Genomic DNA, 26,440 nt, shown 5'->3' with positions numbered 1-26,440 from the left:
TTAAAATCCTGCGGTGAGTGATCACCGTACCGGTTCGATTCCGGTCCTCGGCATTGTTTTATATTTAGCACCCATAGCTCAACTGGATAGAGTGTTTGACTACGAATCAAAAGGTTAGGGGTTCGACTCCCTTTGGGTGCATAGTTGAGTGATTGACTAAGTTTTAAAAAGGTGCACGTGAGTTTCTTTTTAATTCGATAGTCTTTTTTTATTACTTTAACTTTATAGCCCGGGAAGTAGCTCAGCTTGGTAGAGCACTTGGTTTGGGACCAAGGGGTCGCAGGTTCGAATCCTGTCTTCCCGATTGTGAAAAACAGTACTGATTGTCAGTACTGTTTTTTTGTTTTGTTTAAAATTTAAGTATCGAAGTAGGTGTATTTTTTTGTGATGTGTAATTCTTATCGAAATTACGACTAAAAATACAGGAATAAAGGACATTAAGGATATATTCGATGGCTAGTTGAGAGGAAAAGGTTGAGACTTTGAAATCGGCATGTTCAACATTAGGAATGGGTAAAATCACTGTGGCGTATTTAGCTAATTGGCTGTTCAAGTCTGAAGTAATGGCAATAATCGGGGTGCCTCGTTCTGCAAAAATCCGTGCTTCATTAACGATTTCTGCAGTGTTCCCACTGTAAGAGACGAGGATGGCTACGTCATTTTTGGTGGCATTGATGGCTAAATAAAATTGTTCAGCTTGATAAGGGATTAAATGGATAAATAGCTGAATGCGTAACAACTTTGTTTGAAAATCCGTTAAGCGAATGTAGGAGTTACTGACACCCACTGCTAAAATATTTTCAGCAGTTAAAAGTAAATCAATGCTTTTATTTAACATGGCATCGGTTAATAACTGTTGAGTGGATTGAACGGTTTCAGTCGTTAACTGCGCAATTTTCTTGGCAATTAGTAAATCAGAATCTTGCGCTAAAAAAGGCATATTCGCATCAACATTCCGGATTGCTTGGTAGTGAATTTCTAAGTCGCGGGACAAGCGGATTTTAAATTCTTTGAAACCGCTAGTCTCTGTTTTTTTACACAAACGAACAATCGTGGAGGTCGAAGAGTTGGTGGCTTCTGCTAGTTCATAAATCGACATATGCAGGACTCGTTCAGTATGAGATAAAATAAAATCAATAATTAGTCCTTCGTTATATGTATAGCGTTCTTTTTGTTCTAAACATTCGATTAGATTCAATGGGTTCACCTCTCTGTGGTACTTTGTTTCGCTTTCAGTATACCTTAAGCGTATGGATTATGAAACATAGTTACAGAATCAGTTAGTTGTATTTACATCAGAAAGCGGTTTCTTTATGATGAGGATATCACAAAGGATTAAGGAGAGAAGTGAAATGGATAAGTTAACAAACTGGGTGGAGCAAGCCGTAGTGCCTAAAGTTTCAAGGATTACAAGTTTACGTTATTTTCAAGCCTTAAGAAATGGTTTTTTTGCAATTATGCCGTTAACAATTATTGGATCGATTTTTATGTTGATTACAGATTTTCCAGTAGCAGGGTATGGCGATTTTATGGCTGGAATTTTCGGTGCGGGTTGGGCGGATATGATTTCACCAGCTTATCGAGCGACTTTCAACATGATGGGAATTATTTTTGCCGGGACGATGTCCTATAAATTGGCGGAAAGTTACGAGATGGATCGTTTAACTTCATTAATTTTAGGGATTGTTGCTTACGTAGTGGTTTTACCGAAAACGGTGACCACTGAATCAGGCGAAGTTGTGACGAAAGTTTTATCGTTTGATTGGTTAGGAACGCAAGGGGTGATTACGGCCATTATTATGTCAATTCTTTCGGTTGAGTTGACTCGTTTCTGTATTAAGAAAAAATTAGTCATCAAAATGCCTGACAGCGTGCCTTCTATGGTGAGCCAAGCTTTTAGTGCATTGATTCCTGGGATTTTTGTGGTAGCGGTGGCTTTATTGATTAATGGGATCGGGCTTTCGTTTGCGGATTCCTTCCCGCAATTAATTTATGCGGTGATTCAAGCGCCACTGCAAGGTTTAATCGGAACCCCTTTTGCAATTATTATTGTGGCTGGCTTAAATGGACTGTTCTGGTGGTTTGGGATTCATCCAACTGTCATCAATTCCATGCTATATCCTATTTTATATGCGAATGCAGACAAAAACCAAAGCTTAGCGGAATTAGGACAATTAACTGCTCAAAGTGGCAACTTTGGCACGGTCCAAATGCTCGATCAATTTGCCACAATTGGAGGCGCTGGTTGCACGATTGGCTTAGCTATTGCAATGGCCATCGTCGGACATTCGTCTAGAATGAAAGCCATGTCGAAAATTTCGTTTGTTCCAGCATTTTTCAACATTAATGAACCCTTGATTTTTGGACTCCCAGTTATTTTTAACCCTTTATTATTGATTCCGATTGCGATCGCGCCGATTGTATCGGTCTTGATTGCCTTTCTGTCAATGAAAATTGGGTTCATGCCAATGTTTACAAACATTCAAGCACCATGGGCTACGCCCTTTCTGTTTTCGGGCTTTTTAGTGGGAAAATGGCAAGGTGCAGTGACGCAAGTTTTAGCTGTTGCCGCTAGTGTCGTCATTTATTATCCATTTGTAAAAGCCTTAGATCGACAATATCAAAAAGAAGAAGCCCATGAAGTACCAGAAACATTGTAGAGAAAGAGGAGTGAAGGAAATGCATGTTGAGAATGATGAAAATATTTGCTGTGAAGTGGAAAAAGGAATGGAAAAAATGTATCATCCCATGGTGCCCGAGTTGGTTCAAACCTCTTCCTTTTATTTCCCAACTTACGAAGAATTTATGGCAGCGAGTATAGATGAAAAAAATAATTATGTCTACACACGTGGCACCAACCCCACAACAGAAATTTTAGAGAAAAAAATTGCTCGTTTGGAACGTGGAGAAAAATGTAAAGTTTTTGCCTCAGGAATGGGCGCTATTTCAGCAACGCTGTTTACGTTACTCCAACAAGGCGATCATGTTTTAATGGTCAATACAATTTATGGAGAATCTGTTTCGTTTGTGCAATATATAGAGAAATTTGGCGTATCCTTGACCCGAGTAGACGTTGCAGAAACAGAAGAACTTTTTCAATTTGTTCAGGAAAACACCAAAGTCATTTACTTTGAGAGTCCGTCCTCACAAAAGTTTGAACTGCTAGATTTAGAAAAAATAACTGCGTTAGCACAAAAAATCGGCGCATACACTGTCATTGATAACACGTGGGCATCCCCGTTATTTCAGCATCCTTTATGCCATAATGTGGACCTGGTGATTCATTCTTGTTCTAAATATATTGGTGGCCATTCGGATATTGTAGCAGGGGCTGTCATTGGCAAAGCAGCGCTTGTAGATCAAATTTTTGAACATGGTCATCAAGCATTAGGCGCAGTCAATAGTCCCTTTAATTCTTGGTTAGCGTTACGAGGTATTCGTACCATGCCCGTTCGGTTGGCGCATCAGTCTCAAGCCATCCAAACGGTGCTGTCGGCTTTGCAAAGGGATCCGCGAATCAGTCGCTTATATCATCCTTTTGTAGGGAATCAACAACAACAAGCGTTAGCAGAAAAATATTTAACAGGTTATGGCTCATTGTTTGCGATTGATTTAAAAGATACCGATTTTGAACGTTTGAAAACATTTGTGAACGCATTGACACTGGTCACAATTGGGGTCAGTTGGGGTGGCTTTGAAAGTTTGGCCTTACCCGTATTTAAAGGTAATAACTTGGTGGCGGTTCAAAAAAGAGGCTTGTCGCCAGCGCACATTCGTATGTACGTTGGTTTGGAGGAGCCAACATCTATTATCGAAGATATTCAACAAGCCTTGGATCAAGCCTACGGCGAAGCATCGTTTTTGTGAGACATTAAGATAATCAGCTGAACAAAAGCAACTCCTTCGGAATTCGCAAGGATAAAACTGTGACGAGCCTTTGGCGAGAAAACAATAAGCCGAAATTGACTTTCTCACACAAGTGTTCGCCGTATCTTAATCCTTCCAAGTGTTGAGAATCACGAAAAACTAAGAAAGTGCTCCTGCGGTTACTCGTCGCAATTTGTTCTTTGAAAGTGATGAACAATACCTACTTCGCAGAGCTCCGATCTCATCAATCTCTAAGTGATAAATCACTAAGAATTGCGTTGCTTCACTGCGAAAAAGGAGCAGATGAAAGCAACGTACCTACTTGGTGAAGGACTTGGTCTTCAAAAATTAAAGAACACCGGGTCCTTCAATTCTAGCATGTTCCATGCGTAGAAATTGATGCGAACGAAACGGAGTGTAGTTGTATCATGCAACATCAACTCGTTCCTCGTTGTGTTTTATGACAATTTTCGGAAATTTCTTCTTATTGGCTTTCTCATGTGAGCATTCGTCGCAGTTTAGCCTTCTTAAGTGCTGAGAAACACTATTTGCAAAGCAAATAGATGACATCTGCGATTACTCGATGTATTTGAGCCTTTGGGAGTGTTGAACAGTACCTACTTGGTTTTTGGAGCTAAACACTTTTGTCTCAGCCTCTGTGATTCAATAACATATTTTCAATTTTAGGAGGGAAACTTAAGTCAGTTTGACTGAGGTTGTTCCTCCTGTTTTGCATTTTTTTATTAAAGTCAAAGCGTTCCTCTTTATTTAATAGGGAAAGTTCGATATAATAATGGTCAATATTAGTCAAGATAGAAGAAGGATGGAAGACTATGAGTAATCAAAATACGTCAGATTTAATCGAGGCTTATTTAAAAAAGATTTTAGAAGAAAGTAATAAAATTGAAATCCGTCGGGCGGAAATGGCTAATTTATTTAATTGCGTTCCTTCACAAATTAACTATGTAATTAATACACGTTTTACCATCCAACGAGGCTACGCAGTTGAAAGTAAACGTGGTGGAGGCGGCTATATTCGCATTGTCAAAGTACAAATTTCAGATAACGATCAATTACTAAAACAAATGGATCAATTGATTGGCGCAACCTTAACAGAAAAAGATGCGCTAACTTTTATTCAAACATTGTATGAAGAAGAAGTGATTACGAAAAAGGAAGGCAATTTAATGCTAGCTGCTTTAAGTAAAAGCACATTGAATGGTCTGGGGAATCACGAAGATTTTCTAAGAGCTCAAATAATGCGTTCTTTTTTAGAGCGCTTGAGCTATGAGGAGGAATAACTATGGATGAACTATTTACAGAAAGTGCGAAAGCCGTCCTGGCGATTGCACAAGAAGAAGCGAAGTATTTTCGTCACCAATCCGTCGGTTCTGAGCATTTATTATTAGCACTCGTTTTAGAACCAAATGGGATTGCCGGAAAAACATTACGACAATTGAATACTGACACAGAAGACATCCGTGAAGAAATTGAGCATTTAAGTGGCTATGGCACCATCCAAAGTCCAATGGGGAATAACAACTTATACTTGCCTTATTCACCAAGAGCCAAACAAATTTTTGCCTATGCTGGAGATGAAGCGAAGCGCTTAGGGGCTCAAAAGATTGGTACCGAGCATTTATTATTAGGCTTGTTAAGAGACGAAGAAATTTTAGCGTCTAGAATTTTAGTGAATTTGGGATTAAGCTTATCCAAAATGCGTCAATTATTATTGAAAAAAATGGGCGTTTCCGAACCCAATGGCGCACAACGTCGTCGGAATGGTCAAAATAAAAATGCGCCACAAGGGACGCCAACATTGGATTCTTTAGCGAGAGATTTAACCAAGTTAGCACGAGAACAAAGCTTGGATCCAGTAGTGGGTCGCGGGACCGAAGTTCGTCGTTTGATTCAAATTTTGAGTCGCCGTACCAAAAATAATCCTGTCTTAGTCGGTGAACCAGGTGTTGGGAAAACAGCGATAGCAGAAGGGTTAGCCCAGAAAATTGTCAACCGGGAAGTTCCTGAAGATATGCAAGGCAAACGTTTAATGATGCTAGACATGGGTGCCTTGGTTGCTGGGACTAAATATCGAGGTGAGTTCGAAGATCGTTTGAAAAAAGTTGTCGATGAAATTTATCAAGATGGACAAGTTATTTTATTTATCGACGAATTGCATACCTTGATCGGTGCTGGCGGTGCAGAAGGGGCAATTGATGCCTCAAATATTTTAAAACCTGCTTTAGCACGTGGTGAGTTGCAAACAATTGGTGCGACAACTTTAGATGAATATCAAAAATATATTGAAAAAGATGCCGCTTTGGAACGTCGTTTTGCCCGTATTCAAGTAGCAGAACCAACGCCAGAAGAAGCAGAAGAAATTCTAAAAGGCTTGCGTTCACGCTATGAAAAACATCATGGCGTAGAGATTACAGATGAAGCTCTACATGCGGCGGTTCAATTATCAATTCGCTATTTAAATGACCGCCAATTACCAGATAAAGCAATTGATTTAATGGACGAATCTGCAGCGAAAGTTCGTTTAGATAAGGCAGATCAACCTTCAGAAATTAATGAATTACGTAATGAGATTTCTCAATTAATTGCGGAAAAAGAAGAAGCCATTCAAAACCAAGCATTTGAAAGTGCCGCTCGGATTCGCCAACAAGAGAAACAAGTGTTAGAAAAACTAGAAGAATTAATTACAGTGAAAGAAAAAAGTTTGTCTGGTTACAGTACACAAGTAACAGAAGAAGACGTGGCTGGGGTTGTTTCACAATGGACAGGCGTTCCTTTGCAGCAGCTAGAGAAGAAAGAAAGCGAACGATTGATGGAATTAGAGACCATCTTACATCAACGGGTCGTTGGCCAAAATGAAGCAGTTGAAGCTGTTTCACGAGCTATCCGTCGTGCGCGTAGTGGCTTGAAAGACCCAGCAAGACCGATTGGTTCCTTCATGTTCTTAGGACCAACTGGGGTTGGGAAAACAGAACTTGCCAAAGCCTTAGCCGAAGCAATGTTTGGCAGCGAAGAAGCCTTGATTCGCGTGGACATGTCTGAGTTTATGGAAAAATACAGTACTAGTCGTTTAATCGGTTCTCCTCCAGGCTATGTCGGCTATGAAGAAGGCGGCCAACTAACTGAAAAAATTCGTCAACGTCCATATTCCGTTATTTTGCTAGATGAAGTGGAAAAAGCCCATCCAGATGTCTTTAATATTTTATTACAAGTCTTAGACGATGGTCATTTAACGGATGCCAAAGGGCGAAAAGTTGATTTCCGTAACACGATTTTAATCATGACCTCCAACTTAGGTGCAACAGCGATTCGTGAAGAAAAACATGTCGGCTTCAATGTGAAAGACATTTCTAAAAATCATGAATTAATGCAAAAACGTATCATGGAAGAATTGAAAAAAGCCTTCCGTCCAGAATTCTTAAACCGAATTGATGAAACGGTTGTATTCCATTCCTTGAAACAAGAGGAAATTCATGAAATCGTGAAAATTATGAGTCAATCTGTCGTGAAACGGATGGCTGAACAAGAGGTCAAAGTGAAAATCACGCCCGCTGCAATTGAAGTCATTGGTAAAGTCGGGTTTGATCCAGAATATGGCGCACGTCCGATTCGTCGGGCCTTGCAAAAAGAAGTGGAAGATCGTTTAAGTGAAGCCCTTCTTTCCGGTCAAATTCAGTTAGGGGATAAAGTAACCCTAGGTGCTAGCAAAGGCAAAATTACGTTAAATGTGCGGGCACCAAAAGCACCAAAAACAGAAGCGAAAGAATTACAAACTGTATAGATGAGATGCAAAGTCTGGTACAAAAACCATTTAGGGTTTTTATGCCAGGCTTTTCTATTTTCCAGTGGCGATTTCTTTTTGAGAATTGCCAGATTGATTTTTCTATGCTACGTTAATAAGGAGGGGTGATGGAATGGAACAATCTTTTTTTCGAGAATTACTACATTATCAACGTCCAAAGGATAATCCTTTTCGACTAGTGTTTGCTGGCTTGGTTATGTTCAGCATTCTTTTTTTGGGCTATATCAATCATCAATTATTGATTTCAAGCTTTGGCTCGTTAGGTATTTTTACTTTTTTATATTATCAGCCGTTACCATTAAAACAGTTAATGACTCGTTTATCTGTAGTCGGTAGTTACCTTTTTTTAGGGAATTTGCTAGGCATGTTATCGACCCATATTGCGTGGCTCATTCCTATTGTTGTTGCGCTGGTCGGTTTTGGCGGCCGCTTTTTCTTTGAAGTTTACGATATTTCAAAACCAGGGGCCTTCTTTGGTGTGATGGTCACAGCGATGGGTGCCAGTACGAGCATTCCGTTAGCAAAAATTCCATTCATGAGTGGCTGTATGTTATTAGGCATTGGCTTTTCCATTTTGTTTGCACTAGTGTTACATTTTACAGAAAAGGAAATCAGTGCCCCGCTAGCTAAGCGATCATTACGGGAACGAATTTATCGGCATCCAGAAGCGCCATTAGATAGCATATATTATAGCTTTGTTTTATTTTTTGCTGTATATATCAGTGAAAGTTTACATTTACAGAATCCGTATTGGTTAGTCGTTTCCTGTGCATCCATTTTACAAGGAGACAATTTACGTGCGATTAAGCAGCGAAATATTCAGCGAATTTTTGGAACAACGATTGGTTTGGTTATTTCCGCTTTTCTGCTTAATTTAGCTTTGACAACTTTTGAATCGATTGTCGTGATTACGATCTTATTTGTGACCGTTGAGTATTTTATTCGTCGTAATTATGGATTGGCGCAATTTTTCACAACACCTATGGCTCTGATGCTTTCATTGCTCGTTCGTCAGCAGTACGTGATAACGTTGATTCAATTCCGCTTTTTAGGGATTGTTTTGGGTAGCTTGTTAGGTTTAGCGGCAGCGTGGCTATTCACCGTTGTAGTAACGTTTTATGAACGAAAATACCACTTGAACGAGTGACCAAAGAACAGATGACCAGTAATTAAAAAAAGAGCATTTGGTAGGTAAGCGGTTGGCGCTTTTCTACCAAAATTTTTTCGGAAACATTGTGAAAAATGTACGTTTAATACAGATAGGCTCTTTTAAAGTTTGTGAACGTATGATACTATTAAACGGTCATAAAGAAGGAGGCTATATTTATGATTGAACTGATTGCAACTGCAGAATCTGTTGATCAGGCTGTAGAATTACTCGCAACAGGTGTGGATACATTATATATTGGAGAAGAAACATTCGGGTTGCGTTTGCCCGTATCTTTTACACGAGATGAACAACGCGAGATTGTGAAACGTGCACATGAAATGGGTAAACAAGTGCTAGTCGCAGTAAATGGCATTATGCACCCTGAAAAAATGAAATTGGTGCCAGAGTATCTGACATTTTTAAAAGAAATCAACGTCGATAAAATTACTTTGGGCGATCCAGGTATTGTGTTTATCATGCAACGAGATGGATTAGAAATTCCTTACGTTTATGATGGCGAAACCTTGGTAACGAACTCACGTCAAATCAATTTTTGGAGTAAACGAGGGGCCATCGGAGCTGTCTTAGCTCGGGAAGTCCCTTTTGAAGAAATGGTAGCAATGGAAGAAAACTTAGCAGTTCCAGCTGAAATTCTTGTCTATGGGGCGACGTGTATTCATCAATCGAAACGCCCATTAATTCAAAATTACTACAATTACACAAAGAACGACAAAGGGGTCACGAAAGACGAAGGGCTGTTTATTTCTGAACCCAAAAAACCAGAAACACACTATTCCATTTATGAAGATAGTCACGGTACGCATATTTTTGCCAATAACGATGTGAACTTGATGAATGAGTTAACGAACTTGTATGACCATCACTATCGTACATGGAAGCTAGATGGCCTTTACACACCAGGTAAAAATTTTGTCGCGATTGCTCGCCTATTTGCTGAAGCGAAAGCAGCCCTTGAAGCGGGAACTTGGTCAGAAGATCAAGCAGCTCGTGCAACAGCTGAAATTGAAAGATTACATCCAACCGGTCGTGGCTTAGACAATGGTTTCTTTGATTTAAGTGCCGATGCAATAAAATAAATTGATTCATTTAAGGGGAAGAAGAACATGAAAGTAATGACAGAACGAACATTGAAGCGTCCCGAGGTGTTGGCTCCAGCCGGGACGCTAGAAAAACTAAAAGTCGCAATTCGTTACGGTGCCGATGCCGTTTATATCGGAGGGAATGCCTACGGTCTGCGTAGCCGCGCAGGAAATTTCACGCCAGAAGAAATGGCGGAAGGCGTAGCCTTTGCCCGCGAACATAATGCGAAAGTTTATGTCGCTGCCAATATGGTCACTCATGAAGGAAACCAGGAAGGGGCAGGAGCGTTTTTCAGAGAATTGCGAGACATCGGAATTTCAGCTGTGATTGTTTCCGATCCAGCTTTAATCGAAATTTGTGCGACAGAAGCACCAGGTTTACCTATCCATTTATCGACACAAGCTTCAGCAACTAATTATGAAACATTAGAATTTTGGAAAAACGAAGGCTTAGAACGTGTGGTTTTAGCGCGCGAAGTTTCAATGGAGGAAGTTGCAGCGATTCGTGAAAATACGGACATTGAAATTGAAGCCTTTATTCATGGAGCAATGTGTATTTCATATTCAGGTCGTTGTACTTTATCCAACCATATGTCAATGCGGGATGCCAATCGTGGCGGTTGCTCTCAATCTTGTCGTTGGAAATATGAGTTATTTGATATGCCTTTTGGGACAGAACGTCGGAGCAAAACCAGCGAAGGGGAAGTCGAAGAAGAATTTTCAATGAGCGCCGTAGATATGTCCATGATTGAACATATTCCAGAATTAATTGAAAATGGTGTCGATAGTTTTAAAATTGAAGGCCGCATGAAATCCATTCACTATGTTTCGACAGTCGCTAATGTGTATAAAAAAGCCGTCGATTCTTACATGGAAGATCCTGAAAACTATGTCTGCCAACAAGAGTGGATTGATGAATTATGGAAAGTAGCACAACGTGAATTAGCAACTGGATTTTATTACAATACACCAAGTGAAAATGAACAATTATTCGGCGAACGTCGTAAAATTCCACAATATAAATTTGTTGGTGAAGTGATTGCGTACAACGAAAAGACGCAAGTCGCAACGATTCGTCAACGGAACCTTTTCAGTGTCGGCGATGAAATTGAATTTTATGGTCCCGGGTTTACCCATTTCCACCAAACCGTTAAAGAGATGTATAATGAAGACGGTGAAGCGATTGATCGGGCACCTAATCCCATGATGTTATTAACAATGGAAGTGACGCAACCTGTTGCAGTCGGCGATATGATTCGTAAGAAAAAATAAACCAGCCAAAAGGAGGAGTAATTATGAGTGTCCGCGTGAATGATTTATTAAAATTACCGTCTTTGCGAGAAGCAACGGTACTTTCTGGTAAAAACCAATTGGACACATCTGTTGCTTCTCTTTCTTTTTTAGAAGTCTCTGATATGTCTTTGTTTTCGGAAAAACTTCACAAAACAAATGAATACCATGCTGGCGAAATTTTGATTGGTTCATTTTGTGCCATTCGTCATGATGTGGTGAAGCAATGTGAAACGATTCGACATCTCCATGAATTAGGCGAGGTAGGCCTAATCTTGTATTACGTGGGGATTATCGTACCGAAAGTTGCAGAGGAAGTGATTCAATTAGCGGATTCTTTAGGTTTCATTTTAATCCAAATGCCTAAAAATGATCCCACATTACGCTATAACGAAGTCATTTATGAAGTCATGAAATTGTTAGTCAATAAAAATAAAATGGCTTCTTTTGCAACGGACCTCTTGGAAAAAGTTTCCCTTTTGCCTGAACAAAATCGCAGTGTGGAAATGACCTTGAAAATCCTCTCTGATTTTTTAAAAGTCAACATTGCGTTAACCACATATACCAATGAAATCATCAGCACCATCAATTGGCCGCGAAGCACGAAATTACCCTTAACCAAGTTACTTTATCAATCACAAGAGAAAGTAGCACTGGGAGAAACGACCTACTTCATTACCTCGCAAAAACTTCCTCAGAAAGATGGCCAAACATTGAAGCTTTACTTCATTCGAGAAGAAGAGCAGTTAACCTCTTTTGAGATGAATCAAGCGGTGGAAGTCGTTCAGATGGCTCTGAATTTATGGGGGAAAAACTATGACGAAGTCAGTGAGTATGCCTTAGTCCAAGCAATCATTAACGACGAAAGTGATAAGATGTACCAATTAGCCAAAAAATTAATGATTGATATTTCTTCTGTCGAAACGATGTGGCTTTTACCTATTTGGCAACAAGGACAAGAAATCAACGCTATTCAGCAAGATTTGAAAGATTTCCTACGTTACTATTACCAAACAACGATTGTCCAGCAAACAGAAAATTACCTGATTGTCCTCTTAGGTAATTATTTACACAAACAACCTGAAGCCACGATTAGTAAAGAATACTTGCAAGCCACAGACTATCAGGACTATTTAGGTGAAATTATCCTTTGTCCAAAAGTTCGTAACACGACTGAAGTGCGTGTCAGCTACCAAACCGCTAATCAAGTTGCGCCGTTTTTAAAGCGCGTCTATCCACAAAGAAAAGTGTTATCAATCGCGGAAATTCGTACAGTTCAACAAATGATGATGTGTCTCCAAGCAGGAGAAGAAGCAATCCAACAACGCTTAGCAGTTATCCAACCTCTCTTAAAAGAATCAGAGCAGTTAATGACATTAGGGACGTTTTTACTAGATGCAAGTAGTGATTTTAAAGAATGCGGCGAACGCCTATTTGTTCATAAAAATACGGTCAAATATCGTATCAGTAAAATTAACGAAGCGCTCGGCTATGATATGACCAACGCAGCCGAAGCCTATGAAGTCTATTTGGCGATGATCTTATATCGCTTGGTCACGAATGAATGAAAAAGCAGACAATCGGCAGTAGCCGATTTGGCTGCTTTTTTATTTTTAGCCAAAACTTCCTCGATATTTTTTTCAATTTGAAAAAAACCTATGACTGATTTTTCGTTATAATTGAAAAAATAATTAAGGAGGAATGAGAATGAAATTAAAAAACGAGCAACAACAATCGTGGCTTAGCTTAGCATTTGTTTGGGCGGGCGCAATGATTAGCGTGCCAGGATTAATTATTGGAGGAACGTTAGTTGCAGGCATGCCTTTATGGGAAGCTTTGTTAACAGGATTTATTGGTTACGGTATTATTGTTATTTTAATGATTTTACAAGGAATTCAAAGTTCTGACTTACAAGAACCTTCTGTCAAAGTCGCTTCTCAAGTGTTTGGCATTCAAGGTTCGCAAAAGATTATTTCTATTATTCTAGCGATTGCTTGCTTAGGTTGGTTTGGTTTGCAAGCCAATGTCAGCGGCGGCGCCTTCACGAACTTTTTAAAAATTTACGGCATTGATTTACCTGTGTCGCTTTCTTCCTTAATCTGGGGAGTTATCATGCTTATTTCGGCTCTTTATGGCATAAAAATATTGAAAATTCTGAATTATTTTGCGGTTCCTGTGTTAGTTCTGGTTTGTCTTTATGGCTTGGTGGCTTCGTTAAGAAATAACGGTTGGGCGGCTGTTAGTCAATATACACCTCAAACAGCAGGAAGCTTTATGTCGGGTCTTTCAATGACTGTCGGTTCTTTTGCATTAGGTGCGGTAATTGCTGGAGATTACTCTCAATATGTTTCTTCTCGTAAAGATGTGATCAAAGCGGCCACCTTAGGGATTTTACCGACAGGCTTGTTGATGATTGGCGTAGGTGCGGTCTTGACCATTGCTTCGAATACCGCAGATATCACGGAAGTTTTTATGAATCTCGGGTTTCCAGTTCTAGGAATTATTGCGCTGATTTTAGCAACTTGGACCACGAATGCCGTGAATGCTTTTTCTGGCGGACTGGCCTTGATCAATGTCTTTGATATTCCAAAAGAAAAAGAAAAAGTCGCTGTCGGTGCGGCCGGCGCCATTGGAACCTTATTAGCAGTCGTGGGGATTTTAAATTACTTTACGCCGATTATGTCCGTCCTTTCTGCGATGGTTCCACCAGTGGCTGGTGTAATGATTGCTGCCTATTGGTTGATTAACAAAGGCGATCGAACCAAATGGCAGCCAACGCCTGGCGTGAATAAATTAGGTGTTTTTTCATGGCTAATTGGTGCTGCAGTGGGGGGCATTCCAGTGATTGTGAGTTTCTTTCCCAATGCCCCTCAATTGCCTAACCAACCGCTAATTGGCATTGTTTTATCGTTTATTATTTATTATTTCGGTGCAAAACGTCAACAGACGAACACCGAATCATTAGAAATGGAATGAAGAAGAGGAGTGTCGGAGAATGCGTTATTTAGATGCAGAAGCAATTGAGAATATAGCCACAGGAGCAGCGTTTTTAGGGACAGGAGGTGGCGGTGATCCCTACATTGGTAAAATGATGGCTTTGTCCGCCATCGAAGAAAACGGACCTGTCAAACTGGTTTCTCCAGAAGAAATTGCCGCGGAGGATTTTTTCCTACCCGCCGCAATGATGGGTGCCCCATCTGTCGCAATTGAAAAATTTCCCAAAGGCGACGAATTCGTCCGTGTCTTTGAGAAGTTAGGAAAATATTTAGACCAAGAAACGATTGCGGGAACCTTTCCAATGGAAGCTGGGGGCGTCAATTCAATGATTCCAATTGTTGTTGCAGCGAAGCTAGGCATTCCCTTGGTGGATTGCGATGGTATGGGGCGGGCCTTCCCAGAATTGCCGATGGTAACGTTCCATTTGAATGGGATGTCAGCGACCCCTATGGCAATTACCGATGAAAAAGGAAATATTGGCATTATGGAAACGATTGATAATACTTGGACAGAACGTCTTGCGCGTGTCCAAACGGTTGAAATGGGCGCCAGTGCCTTAGTGAGCATTTATCCCGCGACAGGCAAACAATTAAAAGACTATGGTATTCACAACATCGTGACATTATCAGAAGAAATTGGCAAAGTGATTCGAGGTACCTATGCAGATGAACAAGAAAAACGCCAAGCATTAGTAGAAGTTACGGATGGCTTTGAATTGTTCCAAGGAAAAATTCTGGATGTGGAACGAGAAGTAAAAGGTGGCTTCAATTTGGGACGTGTCAAATTGAGTGGCTTAAACAGTGACGCTGGCTCAGAAGCAGTTGTCCATTTTCAAAATGAAAATTTAATTGCTGAGAAAGATGGTCAGGTGATTGCGATGACACCTGATTTGATTTGTATGGTAGACTTAGAAACCTTAACGCCTGTGACAACAGAAAGCTTGAAATACGGCAAACGTGTCCAAGTAATGGGCTTGAAAGCGAATGCCGCTTGGCGAACGAAAAAAGGTATCGAAACAGTGGGTCCTCGGTATTTCGGCTACGAAATAGATTATCAACCACTAGAAAACTTAGTAGCGAAGGAGGACAAATAAATGTATAAAATCGGTATCGATGTCGGCGGCACAAATACAGATGCTGTTATTTTAGATCATCAATTAAACTTGATTCATTCAGTGAAAGTTCCAACAACCGATGATATTCAAACAGGGATTGCAAGTGCCTTAAATAAAGTCTTGGCAGAATCAGCAGTGGATCCAAGCAAAGTCACACATGCAATGTTGGGTACGACCCAATGTACGAATGCCATTGTTGAACGAAAAAAATTAGCAAAAGTTGGGGTCCTTCGTTTGGGCTATCCAGCAACCGCTTCGGTCTTGCCTTACACAGCTTGGCCCAAGGATTTAGTGGCTACTCTTTCAGAAACGTATGCTTTAGCGCATGGCGGCTACGAATATGATGGACAACCATTGACTGCACTGGACGAAGAAGAGTTGCGCGGGATTTTGGCCTCTTGGCGAGGAGAAGTAGAGGCCATTGCAGTAATTGGCATTTTTTCTTCTTTAAAAAATGAACAAGAATTGTTTGTTCAAGCACTTGCGAATGAAGTGTTAGGGGTAGATGTTCCTGTTTCTTGCTCCTCAATGATTGGTTCTGTCGGTTTAATTGAACGGGAAAATGCGACAATTTTGAATGCTGCGTTGCACAAAGTAATTAAAGTGACCAGCGAAGGCTTTGAACAAGCCTTAGAACAAGAAAAAATTCATCACGCCCAAGTGTACTTATGTCAAAATGATGGTACGTTAATGTCATTAACGTATGCCAAACAGTTTCCTATATTAACCATTGCTTGTGGCCCAACCAATAGTATTCGTGGCGCTTCTTACTTAGCCGGCTTGAAAGATGCGGTTGTCTTAGATGTTGGTGGCACAACGTCAGACATTGGCGTGTTGGTAGATGGCTTTCCAAGAGAATCTTCACTGGCCGTTGATGTTGGCGGAGTACGGACCAATTTTAGAATGCCAGATATCGTGTCAATCGGTGTTGGCGGCGGCAGTCTAGTGCGTGAACAACCAGATGGTTCTGTGACAGTCGGCCCTGATAGTGTCGGTTACCGTATTACACAAGAGGCCCTTGTTTTTGGCGGCACACAATTAACGACCACTGATATTGCGGTTCGCTTAGGCCATGCCCAAGTCGGTGATCCTAGCAAAGTGGCTCATTTAGACCAAGCGTTTGCGGAAAAAGTGTACCAAAAAATTGGCGAATTGGTCAGTGAAGCGATTGATCGCATGAAAACCAGTTCCGCAGACGTGACGGTCGTTTTAGTTGGTGGTGGGAGTATTATCATCCCCGAAGAATTGACAGGCGTTAAAGCGCTAATTCGTAGCGAAAACGGAGCAGTGGCGAATGCCATCGGTGCCTCCATCGCTCAGATTAGCGGACAATACGAACAAATTTATGTCTATTCAAAAATCCAACGGGACGCGGCGTTAGCCGATGCCCAAGAAAAAGCCGTCCAACAAGCCGAACTTGCGGGTGCAGTCCCTGGCACAATCGAGTTAGTCGAGGTGGAAGAAACACCACTCGCCTATCATCCAGAAAATGCAACCCGCTTACGAGTAAAAGTGGTTGGGAACATGTACTAAAAGAAAGGAAATCCTCTGGCATATGAGGGTTTCCTTTTTGTGCTATAGTAAAAGAAAAAGAAAGAGGAATAACTACGGCCAAAGTATTCGCCTACTAAATTGGTCAAAACCCACGTATTCAAACGGACCTTTTGGTAAATCCTCAGCTGTTTGAAGATGAGCATGGCTATGCGGGTGGTGTGAGCTTCGGGTTAGCAGATTGTGTTCAAACCGGAATGTTTACAGATATTGAAGTGATAAAACGGTACCTTCACGAAGCAACCTACGTTTTTATTAATGGTGACTTTGACCGACTAAGTTATTTAGACATTGGGATTGCACTTTCCTTAGGCAAAACACTTTATGTCATTACAATGAATCCAAACGTAACGAAAGAAGATTTAGGAATTCCCTTCGACAATGCTACGATTGAATTCCTTCCCCCCAGTTCTTTTACGGAACGAATCAATGAAACAGAAGCAGCAGAAAACTAAACAAAAGTAAGTAATACGACTGTCTTTTTTTGCTATTTTTTGCGATAATAAGGGAGAAAGTTCAAATTGAAAGGGAGCCAGAATAAATGAAAACCTATGATTATATTGTTATTGGTGGCGGTAGTGGCGGGATTGCTTCTGCTAACCGCGCAGGAATGCACGGAGCCAACGTCCTTTTAATTGAGGGCAACGAAATTGGTGGGACCTGTGTCAACGTTGGCTGTGTGCCTAAAAAAGTTATGTGGCAAGCTAGCAGCATGATGGAAATGATGGAAAGAGACACAACAGGCTACGGGTTTGATGTTGAAATCAAAAATTTTAGCTTTAAACAATTAGTTGAAAATCGTGAAAAATATATTGACTTCTTACATGGCGCGTATAATCGTGGTTTAGACAGTAACAACATTGAACGTATCCATGGTTACGCTACGTTTACTGGGGAGCAAACAATTGAAGTCAATGGGACAGAATATACGGCGCCGCACATTTTAATCGCAACAGGTGGTCGTCCGAAAAAACTAGGTATTCCAGGAGAAGAATATGCCTTAGATTCAAACGGCTTCTTTGCATTAGAAGAAATGCCAAAACGTGTGGTCTTTGTCGGTGCAGGTTACATCGCAGCCGAATTAGCAGGAACCTTACATGGCTTAGGCGCAGAAACACATTGGGCCTTCCGTCATGAACGACCATTACGAAGCTTTGATGACATGCTTTCTGAAAAAGTCGTAGCACGCTATCAAGAAATGGGCATGCAAATTCATCCGAATGCAACACCAGCTAAAATTGAAAAAACGGCGCAGAATGAGTACGTTATTACATTTGAAAATGGGGAATCAATCACGACAGATGCCGTGATTTTCGGGACAGGCCGTCAGCCGAACACGGATCAATTAGGCTTAGAAAATACGAAAGTAGCACTTGATGAAAAAGGCTACGTCAAAGTAGATAAATTCCAAAATACCACGCAAAATGGCATCTACGCAGTCGGCGATGTCATTGGTAAAATCGATTTAACACCAGTCGCGATTGCCGCTGGTCGGCGTCTGTCTGAACGCCTATTTAACGGACAAACTGATTTATATTTGGATTATAACTTGGTGCCAACGGTGGTCTTTACCCATCCACCGGTTGCGACAATTGGTTTGACGGAAAAAGCAGCGCTTGAAGAATATGGTGAAGACCAAGTGAAAATCTATCGCTCTAGCTTTACACCAATGTATTTCGCTTTAGGGGAATACCGTCAAAAATGCGACATGAAATTAATCTGTGTCGGCAAAGAAGAAAAAATTGTCGGTTTGCATGGCATCGGCATCGGTGTTGACGAAATGCTACAAGGCTTTGCAGTCGCTATTAAAATGGGCGCGACCAAAGCAGATTTTGATAATACTGTTGCGATTCATCCAACAGGCTCAGAAGAATTTGTAACAATGCGATAAAAGGCTAATAACCCCAAAAAAGAGCGTTGCTGATGCAACGCTCTTTTTTGAATACACGAGTTATTTCATTCAATTTGTAACCAATTGGGTGCTGACAAACGTGATGAAATTAGCTATTTTCTATTATCAGTTGCAACATTTTTTTCATTAAAATGTTGATATAAGGAAGTATCAGAAACGAGTAATTCAATGATTTCAGATTTATCTATAATAGTAATTCTTTGTCGAGATAAAAACGCAATAAATTGTGGTAAAAATCTTTTGGCATAGGTATCTAAATATAACTTTGTGGTTTGGTTATTATAGGTGACTAGTAAGTAAAAATAGTCGGGACTACTATCAAAAGCGGACGCTCTTATCTTTTTGGTATAAATGATTTCTATGGATTCAATTTCAGAATAAGGAATTTTTATTTGTGTAGAACTGTTTTTTATGCATTCAATGATTTTCAGAATCGGGTTTCTGGAGAATTGATGGACCATAATATCTTGTTGGTTAATTATCCAATAATCTGAAAAGACGATTGGAAAAACTAAAAGTAGACCGATAAATATAATTGCACTAAACAACCAAAAAGATTGATAACCGAAACCAGTAAGTAGCAAAGAGAAACAAGTCCAAACAATACAAAATAAAATTCCTTTTTTTAGATTATAAATTTTTCCAACAACTTGGGGCTTTTTAAAATAAGGACTACCTTGGATTAGCTCATCAATAGAAACATTGTATAAATCAGAAAGCATCAGTAAATTATCAATTGAAGGGATGGATTGGCCAGTTTCCCATTTGGAAACAGCTTGTGTAGTGACATGTAATTTTTGGGCAATTTGTTCTTGCGTATAGTGATTATTTATTCTCCGTGTTTTTAAAATAGTTTGGATTAACATTATTCGTTACCTCCTTGATTTTAGAGTAGTCTATTCCGCTATGTGTTTCAATCAACTAGTGGTTGATAAGCAAATAATTGCTATTAAATAAACAATAACATCTTTTAACTACTGACTTTTCCAAGAAATATGCTATGATTAAAAAAATCAGCAAAACAGAGGGTAGGGAGTTAGAAGATGGATAAAATTAGAATCAACAACTTGAAATTTTTCACAAAAAATGGTGTTTTGGCAGAAGAAAAACGTCTAGGACAGCAATTAGAAATCGACCTTGAAATGCAGTTGTCACTAGCCGAGGCGGGGCGAACAGATGATGTCACCCAAACCGTCAATTATGCTGAAGTGAATGAATTGATTGCCCAACGAGTAAACAATCACTCGTACGATTTAATCGAAGGTTTAGCGAGTGCTATTTTAGATGATATTTCCACAGATTACCAAGAACAATTGAACAAAATTATCATTAAAATTAGAAAATATAGTGTGCCGATGCCCGGCCTTTTTGACAATATTGAAATTGAAATGGAGCGAGAAGTATAGATGATTGGCTATGTAGCATTAGGTAGTAATGTCGGTGATCCGTACGCAAATTTAGTGAAAGCCCGCAATTATTTAAATGAAGACCCGCAGATTCAGGTCGTGGCTTCTTCAAAACTTTATGAAACGGATCCTTACGGCTATACAGACCAAGATGATTTTTTGAACGCTGTATTGAAAGTTGATACTAGCTATACCGCTGAAGAATTACTGGCTGTTACTCAAGGGATTGAGCAAGCAATGAAACGTAAAAAATTAATTCACTGGGGTCCGCGGATTATTGATATTGATATTTTATTATTAGGGGAGCAGTCAGTCACGTTGCCCCACCTACAAGTTCCTCATCAAGAATTAACAAAACGGTCATTTGTTTTGATTCCCTTAAGTGATGTTTACGCAGAGGAACAACTATTGGGCGCGCCAATAGCTACGTGGATTGAGCGCAGTGGCAATCAAGAAGAAGTGCGAGTAAGCGAAAAGGAATGGTAGAGATGGAGCAGGAAAAACAAGCGCAAATTGAGCAGGCAGTTACCACAATCTTAGAAGCAGTGGGGGAAGATATTCAACGGTCAGGACTCATTGATACACCCAAACGAGTAGCTAAAATGTATGCAGAAGTTTTTAGTGGATTAACCGAACCTGAATTTGACGATTATAAATTATTTGATAGCTTAAATGAAGGCGAAATGGTTCTAGTAAAAGATATTGCCTTTTATTCAATGTGTGAACACCATTTATTGCCATTTTATGGAAAAGTACATGTCGCTTATCTGCCAGAAGGTGGCAAAGTATTGGGACTAAGCAAGTTACCAAGGTTAGTGGAACATTGTGCCAAACGTCCTACAGTTCAAGAAGATTTAACGGTGACAATTGCCCGCAAACTCCAAGAAAATATTCCCGTCAAAGGCATTGCAGTAGCCATTGAAGCGGAACACATGTGTATGACGATGCGCGGCGTGAAAACACCACGAAGTAGCACCAAAACATTTCAATTTACTGGTTTATTTAAAGAACAAGAGTGGAAAAATCAATTTTTAATGGAGATACGTTAGAAAATGGAAATCATTGTTGGCACGAATAACCAAGGTAAGTTAAAAGAAATGCAATCAGGGCTTAAGGACCCAACTATTCAACTCGTCTCTTATCGAAAGTATACGACCAGTCAAGAACAACCAGCAGAAACTGGCACTACTTATGCAGAAAATGCCTATCTAAAAGCCCGCTTTTTCCAGCAGTTAATTGGGTGCCCAGTATTAGGCGATGATGGCGGCTTAACGCTCACTGCTTTTCCTGATTTATTAGGGATTTATACAAGCCGCTTTTTCCATTCAGCCAATCCAGAAGAACAGAACCGCGAACTTTTGCACTTATTTGAAGGGCGACAGTCGACCCGAGAGTTAACCTTATCAGCCACGCTGGTCTATGTACTCGATGACGACAAATTATTGCAAACGGAAGCCACTTTGACTGGTGAATTGGTTGAACCGCGCGGTACAGGCGGTTATGGCTTTGACCCGATTATTTATTTACCAGACCGAGGCAAAACCTTAGCGGAGTTGTCCACGAGTGAACGAATGAAAATAAGTCCTAGAATGCGGGCTTTACGAAAGATGATTCAGCAGATAAAGGAGCAATGTGACAATGATTGATTTAAAAAAGAATTACCAAATTATGGGGATTGTCAACACAACTCCCGACTCTTTTTCTGATGGCGGTTGTTACACAACGGTCGACGTGGCCTATCAACATGCGCTTCATCTACTAGAAGCGGGGGCCGATATTTTAGACATTGGTGGTCAATCCACACGTCCCGGCTACGAAGAAGTTTCTCCGCAAGTTGAGGCAGACCGAGTATTACCGTTAATTAAAAAAATACGTGACACTTCTCTAGCGCCGATTTCTGTGGATACCTACTATCCTGAAGTAGCGGAAGCCGCTATCCAAGCTGGCGCCACAATGATTAATGATATCAAAGGATTAGACACTCCAGGGATGGCAGAAGTCCTCGCACAATATCCTGAAATCCAAGTTGTGATTATGCATTCCAGAAAACGCCAATCTCTTTCTTTAAAAGAAGAGTTGCACCAATTTTATACAGAAAAAATTGAACAATGCCAAAAATATGGGCTTTCCTTAGAAAAAATTTGTTTTGATCCGGGAATTGGCTTTCATAAAACTGTTGCAGAAAACCTTCAACTGTTAAAAGATCCTAACGCCTTTCGCTACCAAGATTATCCGTTACTGTACGGCGTTTCTCGCAAACGAACCATTGGCGCTTTAACGAACGAGCCAGAACCAGCCCAGCGTGATTTTGGCTCAGCCGCTGCTTCCCTGTATGCAGCGCAACAAGGCGTAGAAATTTTACGCGTTCATAATGTCCAAGGATTAAAACAAACATTTGATGTCTGGCGCGCGTTGTCGGAGAAAGAATAAGAGACCCGTTTATCAGGTTTTGAGCGTGGAGCAAAAATCCAAAGTGATTTTTGCTCCACGCTTTTCGTGTTTATTATGCTAAGTTGGAACGGAGAAGTCAATTGGTCAAGAAACCTTCGTTTTTTAGGAGTTTTTTAGAAATAATTTAAAATAGATGTAGCATAGGGTTTCTATTATAATCATCTTTGGAATGTAACAATTGTTATTTAATATTTATTTTATCTAATTAAAAGCAAGGGGGTTGTAATCTCAGTTGAAAAAACATAACTATTTATTGATTTTGCTATGGCTAATTGGAGGGGTCTTTTTAGGAGTTGAAAAAGTAGAAGCTGCTCCTAGACCGTTAACAGAACTGGGCTATTTCCATTGGGCAAATCAATCGGTTACACCAGCGGCAAACACGTTTATCATGCATTATGGTGAAAATACCTCCGTCCAACCAATTGAAGGTGAAGTGTCTTCAAACTACATCGCAGTTAGTCGAACGACAAATAAAAGTAAAGCATTAGTAAAAAATGTGGGGTTCTATGAAGGAAAAGCAGTTAATTTACTGGTTACACTAGAGCGGAATAAAAGTAATTTGGATGGAGGATCAATTAGTTTTACTGAAAGCTATTTTTTAGGAATTACGATTAAAGGCGAAATGATGGTTACCTATGATTTTGTTGATAATGATGGTCAGCCCTTAACGATAAAAACAGCGTTTAATTACTATGGGTTAAATTCAAACAAATATGTTGGCTATAAAAACCCCGGAACGGTAATTGATGCCTTATATGCGGAAAATCCCACACATATTCTTTATGATACGTGGGATGGTGGAGCCGATGATTACTGGTTATACTTAAAAAATGTCACTGCAGGAATACCTTGGCGGGATCCTCGCCAGCGTTTTGAAGTGACAACTAAAAGCATTTCTACTATTACATTTGTCGTTCACAACAATGACACAACGCCGTCATCTATTGTTTACTTTACGGATTTTTTGGCAAAACCAGAATTTCCCCCAGCCTACGCAATGGATACCTATTTTGAAAATGCAGAGAAGGCTGTTTGCTTAAATGTGCAACAGACCATCCCCAATATTGATCAGTGGACAAAACCTAGTCAAATGGCTGTAAATATTAACCTGAACCAAGTAAATCAAACAAAGCAATATCAATTTGACAAAGTCTTAGTTACTGACTTTAAAGGAGAAGATTTAACGGATTTATTTACTAGCCAAACAGATGGTGAAAATGTCCAAATTGTGACAAAAAATCTGTCAGATAGCCGTCTTTATGATACCGTATTACAATATAAAGTTTACTTGAAATGGCAAGGCACTCAAAATCCAGTCGACACGGCGCTCATATCAAATGGAAAATTAGACTTGCCGTTTAGTGCGAAAACCCTTTTAGATGGAGAAAATTTAGAGGAAACGACGGCTACATCCAGTGTGAATTATGTGGGGAAAGTAACGACTGTGTTTTTAAATGAACAAGATAATGCTATTCATGAATCAATCACAAAAGAAGGGCTTTTAACCACGCCTTTTGACTTATCTAATCAGTATCCCAAAATAGCTGGTTATGAACCAATTAAGACCCAACAAGATCAAGGGGTGTTTCTTCCAGAGGAGCAAACAATTATTCATCGTTATCGTGAAAAGAAGTTATTACAATTCAAATTGATGGATGAAGAAAATCCGCTATTAGTCTCACGTTTTACAAATCAGCGAGAGATTACTTTTTCATTTTCACATGATCCATCAACTAACGTAACTTTAATGGCGCAGTGTGGCACGGAAGAAAAAGAATTAAAAAAATATGTAGATGCGCCAGAATCGGTTGTTGATAAAGTTACGTATACTTTTCCTGAACAGTGGTTGAATCGAGAGGTTTTCTTTTATATCAAAGATGAGAACAATCAAGAGTCAGAAAAAGATATTCGTACTCTTCAAAAAGAAGCTGGGCCCAAGCTCATTTTACCTGATACGATCAATTTTGGTGTGAATGAAATTCCCGCAACAGAGACAATGATTTCTTCTACTACAAATAAAGAAATCCGCATTGAAGATGCAAGCAAACTTGATAAAAGTCGGTGGACAATTAAAGTAAAAGAAGAACAACCGTTAAAGAACGAAAATGGCGAGTTGCTCGACAAAAGAATAAGTTATGGCGAGAAGAATCAGCGTGTTCTAATTAATACAGATAGTCAACCTATTTTGCAAGGAAGCGGCAACGCTACCGCTAATTTAACCAAACAACTTCAGTTGACGGTTTTTCCTTCTGATCCAGTCGGAAAGTATACTGGAGTGATGCGATGGTCTCTGGAAGATGCACCAGAATAAAAGCTTCGTTTGATAAGAAAAAAGTGTCTCATTATCTAGCAATAGATAATGAGACACTTTTTTATAGATTGCTTTAGGTCTCCTACTTTTTTAAAGAAAGCGCCTTCTAATAAAGAGTAAATGTGTTATACTACACAAGTAGGAAGTTTATGACGGTAGCAATTTCTCAAAAAAGGGGGACTGCCAATGTTTTTGCTTGTTTGCTCTTTCCCTAGAAAGGAATAGCAGTGACTGTCTTTGAAGCATTGATGCTTGCGATCGCTTTCGCAACGTTAATTGTCAAAATCAGTAATAAAAACGACAAAAAATAAACCCGTCATAATCTTTAGCCAGGATTGACGGGTTTATTTCCTAATTAATTCAGCTACCGTCTTAAACGGTCTACCAGAGAGCGTATATCTAGTACGCTCTCTTCGTGTTTATTATACCAAGGTATCACCTAAAAAGCTAGCTGCTAAATCCTCTTGAGGATTTAGCAGCTTCATTAATTCTCTCTTGTTAAAATCGTTTGTGTAATTTCATACAATTGTTCTTTCGCTTGGACCGTTGTTTCAGGAAGTTTGCTGATTTCTTTCAGCGCTTTTTCCGTGTAATGAGTGGCTAATTGTTGGGCCTTTTCTACGCCACCTAGTTCATGGACAAGACGATAAATTTCCTGGGTTTCTTCATCGGTCAAGGCTTCTTTTTTCATTAAAAGTGGCAACAAGACTTCACGATTAGCTTCAAGTGCATAAATCAAGGGCAAGGAATACACGCCTTGACGCACGTCTTCTAACACGGGTTTGCCGATGGCATCGGCGGTTTGTGTATAGTCTAAAATATCATCAATAATTTGAAAAGCCAGTCCGATATTTTCGCCGATTTCACCACAACGTTTGGCAAAACGTTGGGAGGTGCCACTTTCATAGGCACCGACAAAACAACTTAGCGCAAATAATTCCGCTGTTTTCCCGGAAATATTTTTTAAATATTGGTCAATCGTCACCTCGAAATTATAGCGATTGTCCATTTGGCCCAGCTCACCAGTCAGGACTTTTTCCATACTGCGAGAATTTAATTGAATGCTTTTTAATGAAGAAGAATAATCAGATAAGAGCTTGAAACAGCAAACAAAAAGATAATCGCCTGTATACACGGCTGTGCTATTACCAAAGCGCGAACGCAGTGTTGGCAAGCCACGACGCGTATCAGCTTCATCGACAATATCGTCGTGAACTAACGTGGCGGTATGCAGTAATTCAATGGAAGCCGCTAGCGCTGTCGCCTTTTTAGGGTCCCGCTGTTCACCAAAATAAGAGAACAACAGTTGGTAGGCTGGACGTAGCAATTTGCCGCCAGAGTGAATCATGTCATGGACAGCAGATTGAATCTCTTGATTATCGATTTGAACCGCTTGTTCCATCAAGCGAAGAGTAGTTGTTAATTCTTTTGATAACGTAGGATAGGTATTCCACATAGGATGTATATTCAT

General features: G+C 40.0%; 22 protein-coding genes and 3 tRNA genes (1 of these 25 only partly in view). 22 read left to right on the top strand and 3 right to left on the bottom strand.

What is annotated here, in order from left to right; translation table 11 throughout:
* The 3 genes from IGL49_RS11900 to IGL49_RS11890 form a co-directional block, all read left to right on the top strand.
* A tRNA-Leu gene (locus IGL49_RS11900) sits at window positions 1-53 on the top strand (it extends 33 nt beyond the left edge of the window).
* A 14-nt stretch (window positions 54-67) separates the two neighbouring features.
* Window positions 68-141 (top strand) — tRNA-Arg (locus IGL49_RS11895).
* Window positions 142-230: 89 nt separating this feature from the next.
* A tRNA-Pro gene (locus IGL49_RS11890) sits at window positions 231-304 on the top strand.
* Between the two features lie 45 nt (window positions 305-349).
* Here the strand turns inward: IGL49_RS11890 and IGL49_RS11885 are convergent.
* Window positions 350-1,207 carry a MurR/RpiR family transcriptional regulator gene (locus tag IGL49_RS11885; protein WP_104854109.1) on the bottom strand — a complete coding sequence of 286 codons (858 nt, stop codon included), beginning with the start codon at window positions 1,205-1,207 and terminating at the stop codon, window positions 350-352.
* 145 nt (window positions 1,208-1,352) lie between these two features.
* Between IGL49_RS11885 and IGL49_RS11880 the strand changes: the two genes are divergently transcribed.
* The 13 genes from IGL49_RS11880 to gor all read left to right on the top strand — a co-directional run bounded on the left by IGL49_RS11880 (window position 1,353) and on the right by gor (window position 18,780).
* Window positions 1,353-2,660, top strand: a complete 1,308-nt coding sequence (locus IGL49_RS11880; protein ID WP_104854110.1) for a PTS sugar transporter subunit IIC — start codon at window positions 1,353-1,355, stop codon at window positions 2,658-2,660.
* Window positions 2,638-3,867, top strand: coding sequence for an aminotransferase class I/II-fold pyridoxal phosphate-dependent enzyme (locus tag IGL49_RS11875; protein WP_164982936.1), 1,230 nt, complete (start codon window positions 2,638-2,640; stop codon window positions 3,865-3,867). Before IGL49_RS11880 ends, IGL49_RS11875 begins: the two co-directional genes overlap by 23 nt.
* 833 nt (window positions 3,868-4,700) lie before the next feature.
* The gene (locus tag IGL49_RS11870) at window positions 4,701-5,168 is read left to right on the top strand and encodes a CtsR family transcriptional regulator (RefSeq protein ID WP_002354715.1); all 468 of its coding nucleotides are present in this window, start codon (window positions 4,701-4,703) and stop codon (window positions 5,166-5,168) included.
* Window positions 5,169-5,170: 2 nt separating this feature from the next.
* On the top strand, window positions 5,171-7,666 hold the full coding sequence (locus IGL49_RS11865) for an ATP-dependent Clp protease ATP-binding subunit (RefSeq protein WP_104854112.1): 2,496 nt from the start codon (window positions 5,171-5,173) through the stop codon (window positions 7,664-7,666).
* A gap of 133 nt (window positions 7,667-7,799) precedes the next feature.
* On the top strand, window positions 7,800-8,834 hold the full coding sequence (locus tag IGL49_RS11860; protein WP_002354721.1) for an FUSC family protein: 1,035 nt from the start codon (window positions 7,800-7,802) through the stop codon (window positions 8,832-8,834).
* A 179-nt stretch (window positions 8,835-9,013) separates the two neighbouring features.
* Window positions 9,014-9,934, top strand: coding sequence for a peptidase U32 family protein (locus IGL49_RS11855; RefSeq protein ID WP_104854113.1), 921 nt, complete (start codon window positions 9,014-9,016; stop codon window positions 9,932-9,934).
* Between the two features lie 27 nt (window positions 9,935-9,961).
* Window positions 9,962-11,209 (top strand): peptidase U32 family protein, encoded by a 1,248-nt coding sequence (locus tag IGL49_RS11850; protein WP_002368523.1) that lies wholly within the window; start codon window positions 9,962-9,964, stop codon window positions 11,207-11,209.
* A 23-nt stretch (window positions 11,210-11,232) separates the two neighbouring features.
* The gene (locus IGL49_RS11845) at window positions 11,233-12,795 is read left to right on the top strand and encodes a PucR family transcriptional regulator (protein ID WP_104854114.1); all 1,563 of its coding nucleotides are present in this window, start codon (window positions 11,233-11,235) and stop codon (window positions 12,793-12,795) included.
* 133 nt (window positions 12,796-12,928) lie between these two features.
* Window positions 12,929-14,203 (top strand): cytosine permease, encoded by a 1,275-nt coding sequence (locus IGL49_RS11840; RefSeq protein ID WP_164982935.1) that lies wholly within the window; start codon window positions 12,929-12,931, stop codon window positions 14,201-14,203.
* 19 nt (window positions 14,204-14,222) lie between these two features.
* Window positions 14,223-15,317, top strand: a complete 1,095-nt coding sequence (locus IGL49_RS11835) for a DUF917 domain-containing protein (protein WP_104854116.1) — start codon at window positions 14,223-14,225, stop codon at window positions 15,315-15,317.
* Complete coding sequence (locus IGL49_RS11830; protein ID WP_104854117.1) at window positions 15,318-16,871, top strand: hydantoinase/oxoprolinase N-terminal domain-containing protein; 1,554 nt, start codon at window positions 15,318-15,320, stop codon at window positions 16,869-16,871.
* Between the two features lie 98 nt (window positions 16,872-16,969).
* Window positions 16,970-17,344, top strand: coding sequence for a hypothetical protein (locus tag IGL49_RS11825; protein ID WP_241690087.1), 375 nt, complete (start codon window positions 16,970-16,972; stop codon window positions 17,342-17,344).
* A gap of 86 nt (window positions 17,345-17,430) precedes the next feature.
* Window positions 17,431-18,780, top strand: coding sequence for a glutathione-disulfide reductase (gene gor, locus IGL49_RS11820; protein ID WP_104854118.1), 1,350 nt, complete (start codon window positions 17,431-17,433; stop codon window positions 18,778-18,780).
* Between the two features lie 113 nt (window positions 18,781-18,893).
* Here the strand turns inward: gor and IGL49_RS11815 are convergent, their stop codons facing one another.
* A complete protein-coding gene (locus IGL49_RS11815) occupies window positions 18,894-19,667 on the bottom strand; it encodes a helix-turn-helix domain-containing protein (RefSeq protein WP_104854119.1) in 774 nt (257 codons plus the stop codon).
* Between the two features lie 177 nt (window positions 19,668-19,844).
* Between IGL49_RS11815 and folB the strand changes: the two genes are divergently transcribed.
* The 6 genes from folB to IGL49_RS11785 all read left to right on the top strand — a co-directional run bounded on the left by folB (window position 19,845) and on the right by IGL49_RS11785 (window position 24,969).
* Window positions 19,845-20,207: a dihydroneopterin aldolase gene (gene folB, locus IGL49_RS11810; protein WP_104854120.1), complete on the top strand. Its 363-nt coding sequence runs from the start codon at window positions 19,845-19,847 to the stop codon at window positions 20,205-20,207.
* Window positions 20,208-20,693 (top strand): 2-amino-4-hydroxy-6-hydroxymethyldihydropteridine diphosphokinase, encoded by a 486-nt coding sequence (gene folK / locus IGL49_RS11805; protein WP_104854121.1) that lies wholly within the window; start codon window positions 20,208-20,210, stop codon window positions 20,691-20,693.
* Window positions 20,687-21,256, top strand: coding sequence for a GTP cyclohydrolase I FolE (folE, locus tag IGL49_RS11800; protein ID WP_104854122.1), 570 nt, complete (start codon window positions 20,687-20,689; stop codon window positions 21,254-21,256). The genes folK and folE overlap by 7 nt, the downstream gene beginning before the upstream one ends.
* Before the next feature lie 3 nt (window positions 21,257-21,259).
* Complete coding sequence (locus tag IGL49_RS11795) at window positions 21,260-21,853, top strand: non-canonical purine NTP pyrophosphatase (RefSeq protein WP_104854123.1); 594 nt, start codon at window positions 21,260-21,262, stop codon at window positions 21,851-21,853.
* A complete protein-coding gene (folP, locus tag IGL49_RS11790) occupies window positions 21,846-22,637 on the top strand; it encodes a dihydropteroate synthase (protein ID WP_104854124.1) in 792 nt (263 codons plus the stop codon). Before IGL49_RS11795 ends, folP begins: the two co-directional genes overlap by 8 nt.
* A 253-nt stretch (window positions 22,638-22,890) precedes the next feature.
* Window positions 22,891-24,969, top strand: coding sequence for a MucBP domain-containing protein (locus tag IGL49_RS11785; RefSeq protein WP_104854125.1), 2,079 nt, complete (start codon window positions 22,891-22,893; stop codon window positions 24,967-24,969).
* Between the two features lie 484 nt (window positions 24,970-25,453).
* Here the strand turns inward: IGL49_RS11785 and IGL49_RS11780 are convergent, their stop codons facing one another.
* Window positions 25,454-26,440, bottom strand: coding sequence for a polyprenyl synthetase family protein (locus IGL49_RS11780; RefSeq protein ID WP_104854356.1), 987 nt, complete (start codon window positions 26,438-26,440; stop codon window positions 25,454-25,456).

Source organism: Enterococcus sp. DIV1337a, assembly GCF_051712285.1.
Classification (GTDB): domain Bacteria; phylum Bacillota; class Bacilli; order Lactobacillales; family Enterococcaceae; genus Enterococcus; species Enterococcus faecalis.
Note: the sequence above shows the minus strand (reverse complement) of the source record. Positions and strands in the feature narration are given on the sequence as shown.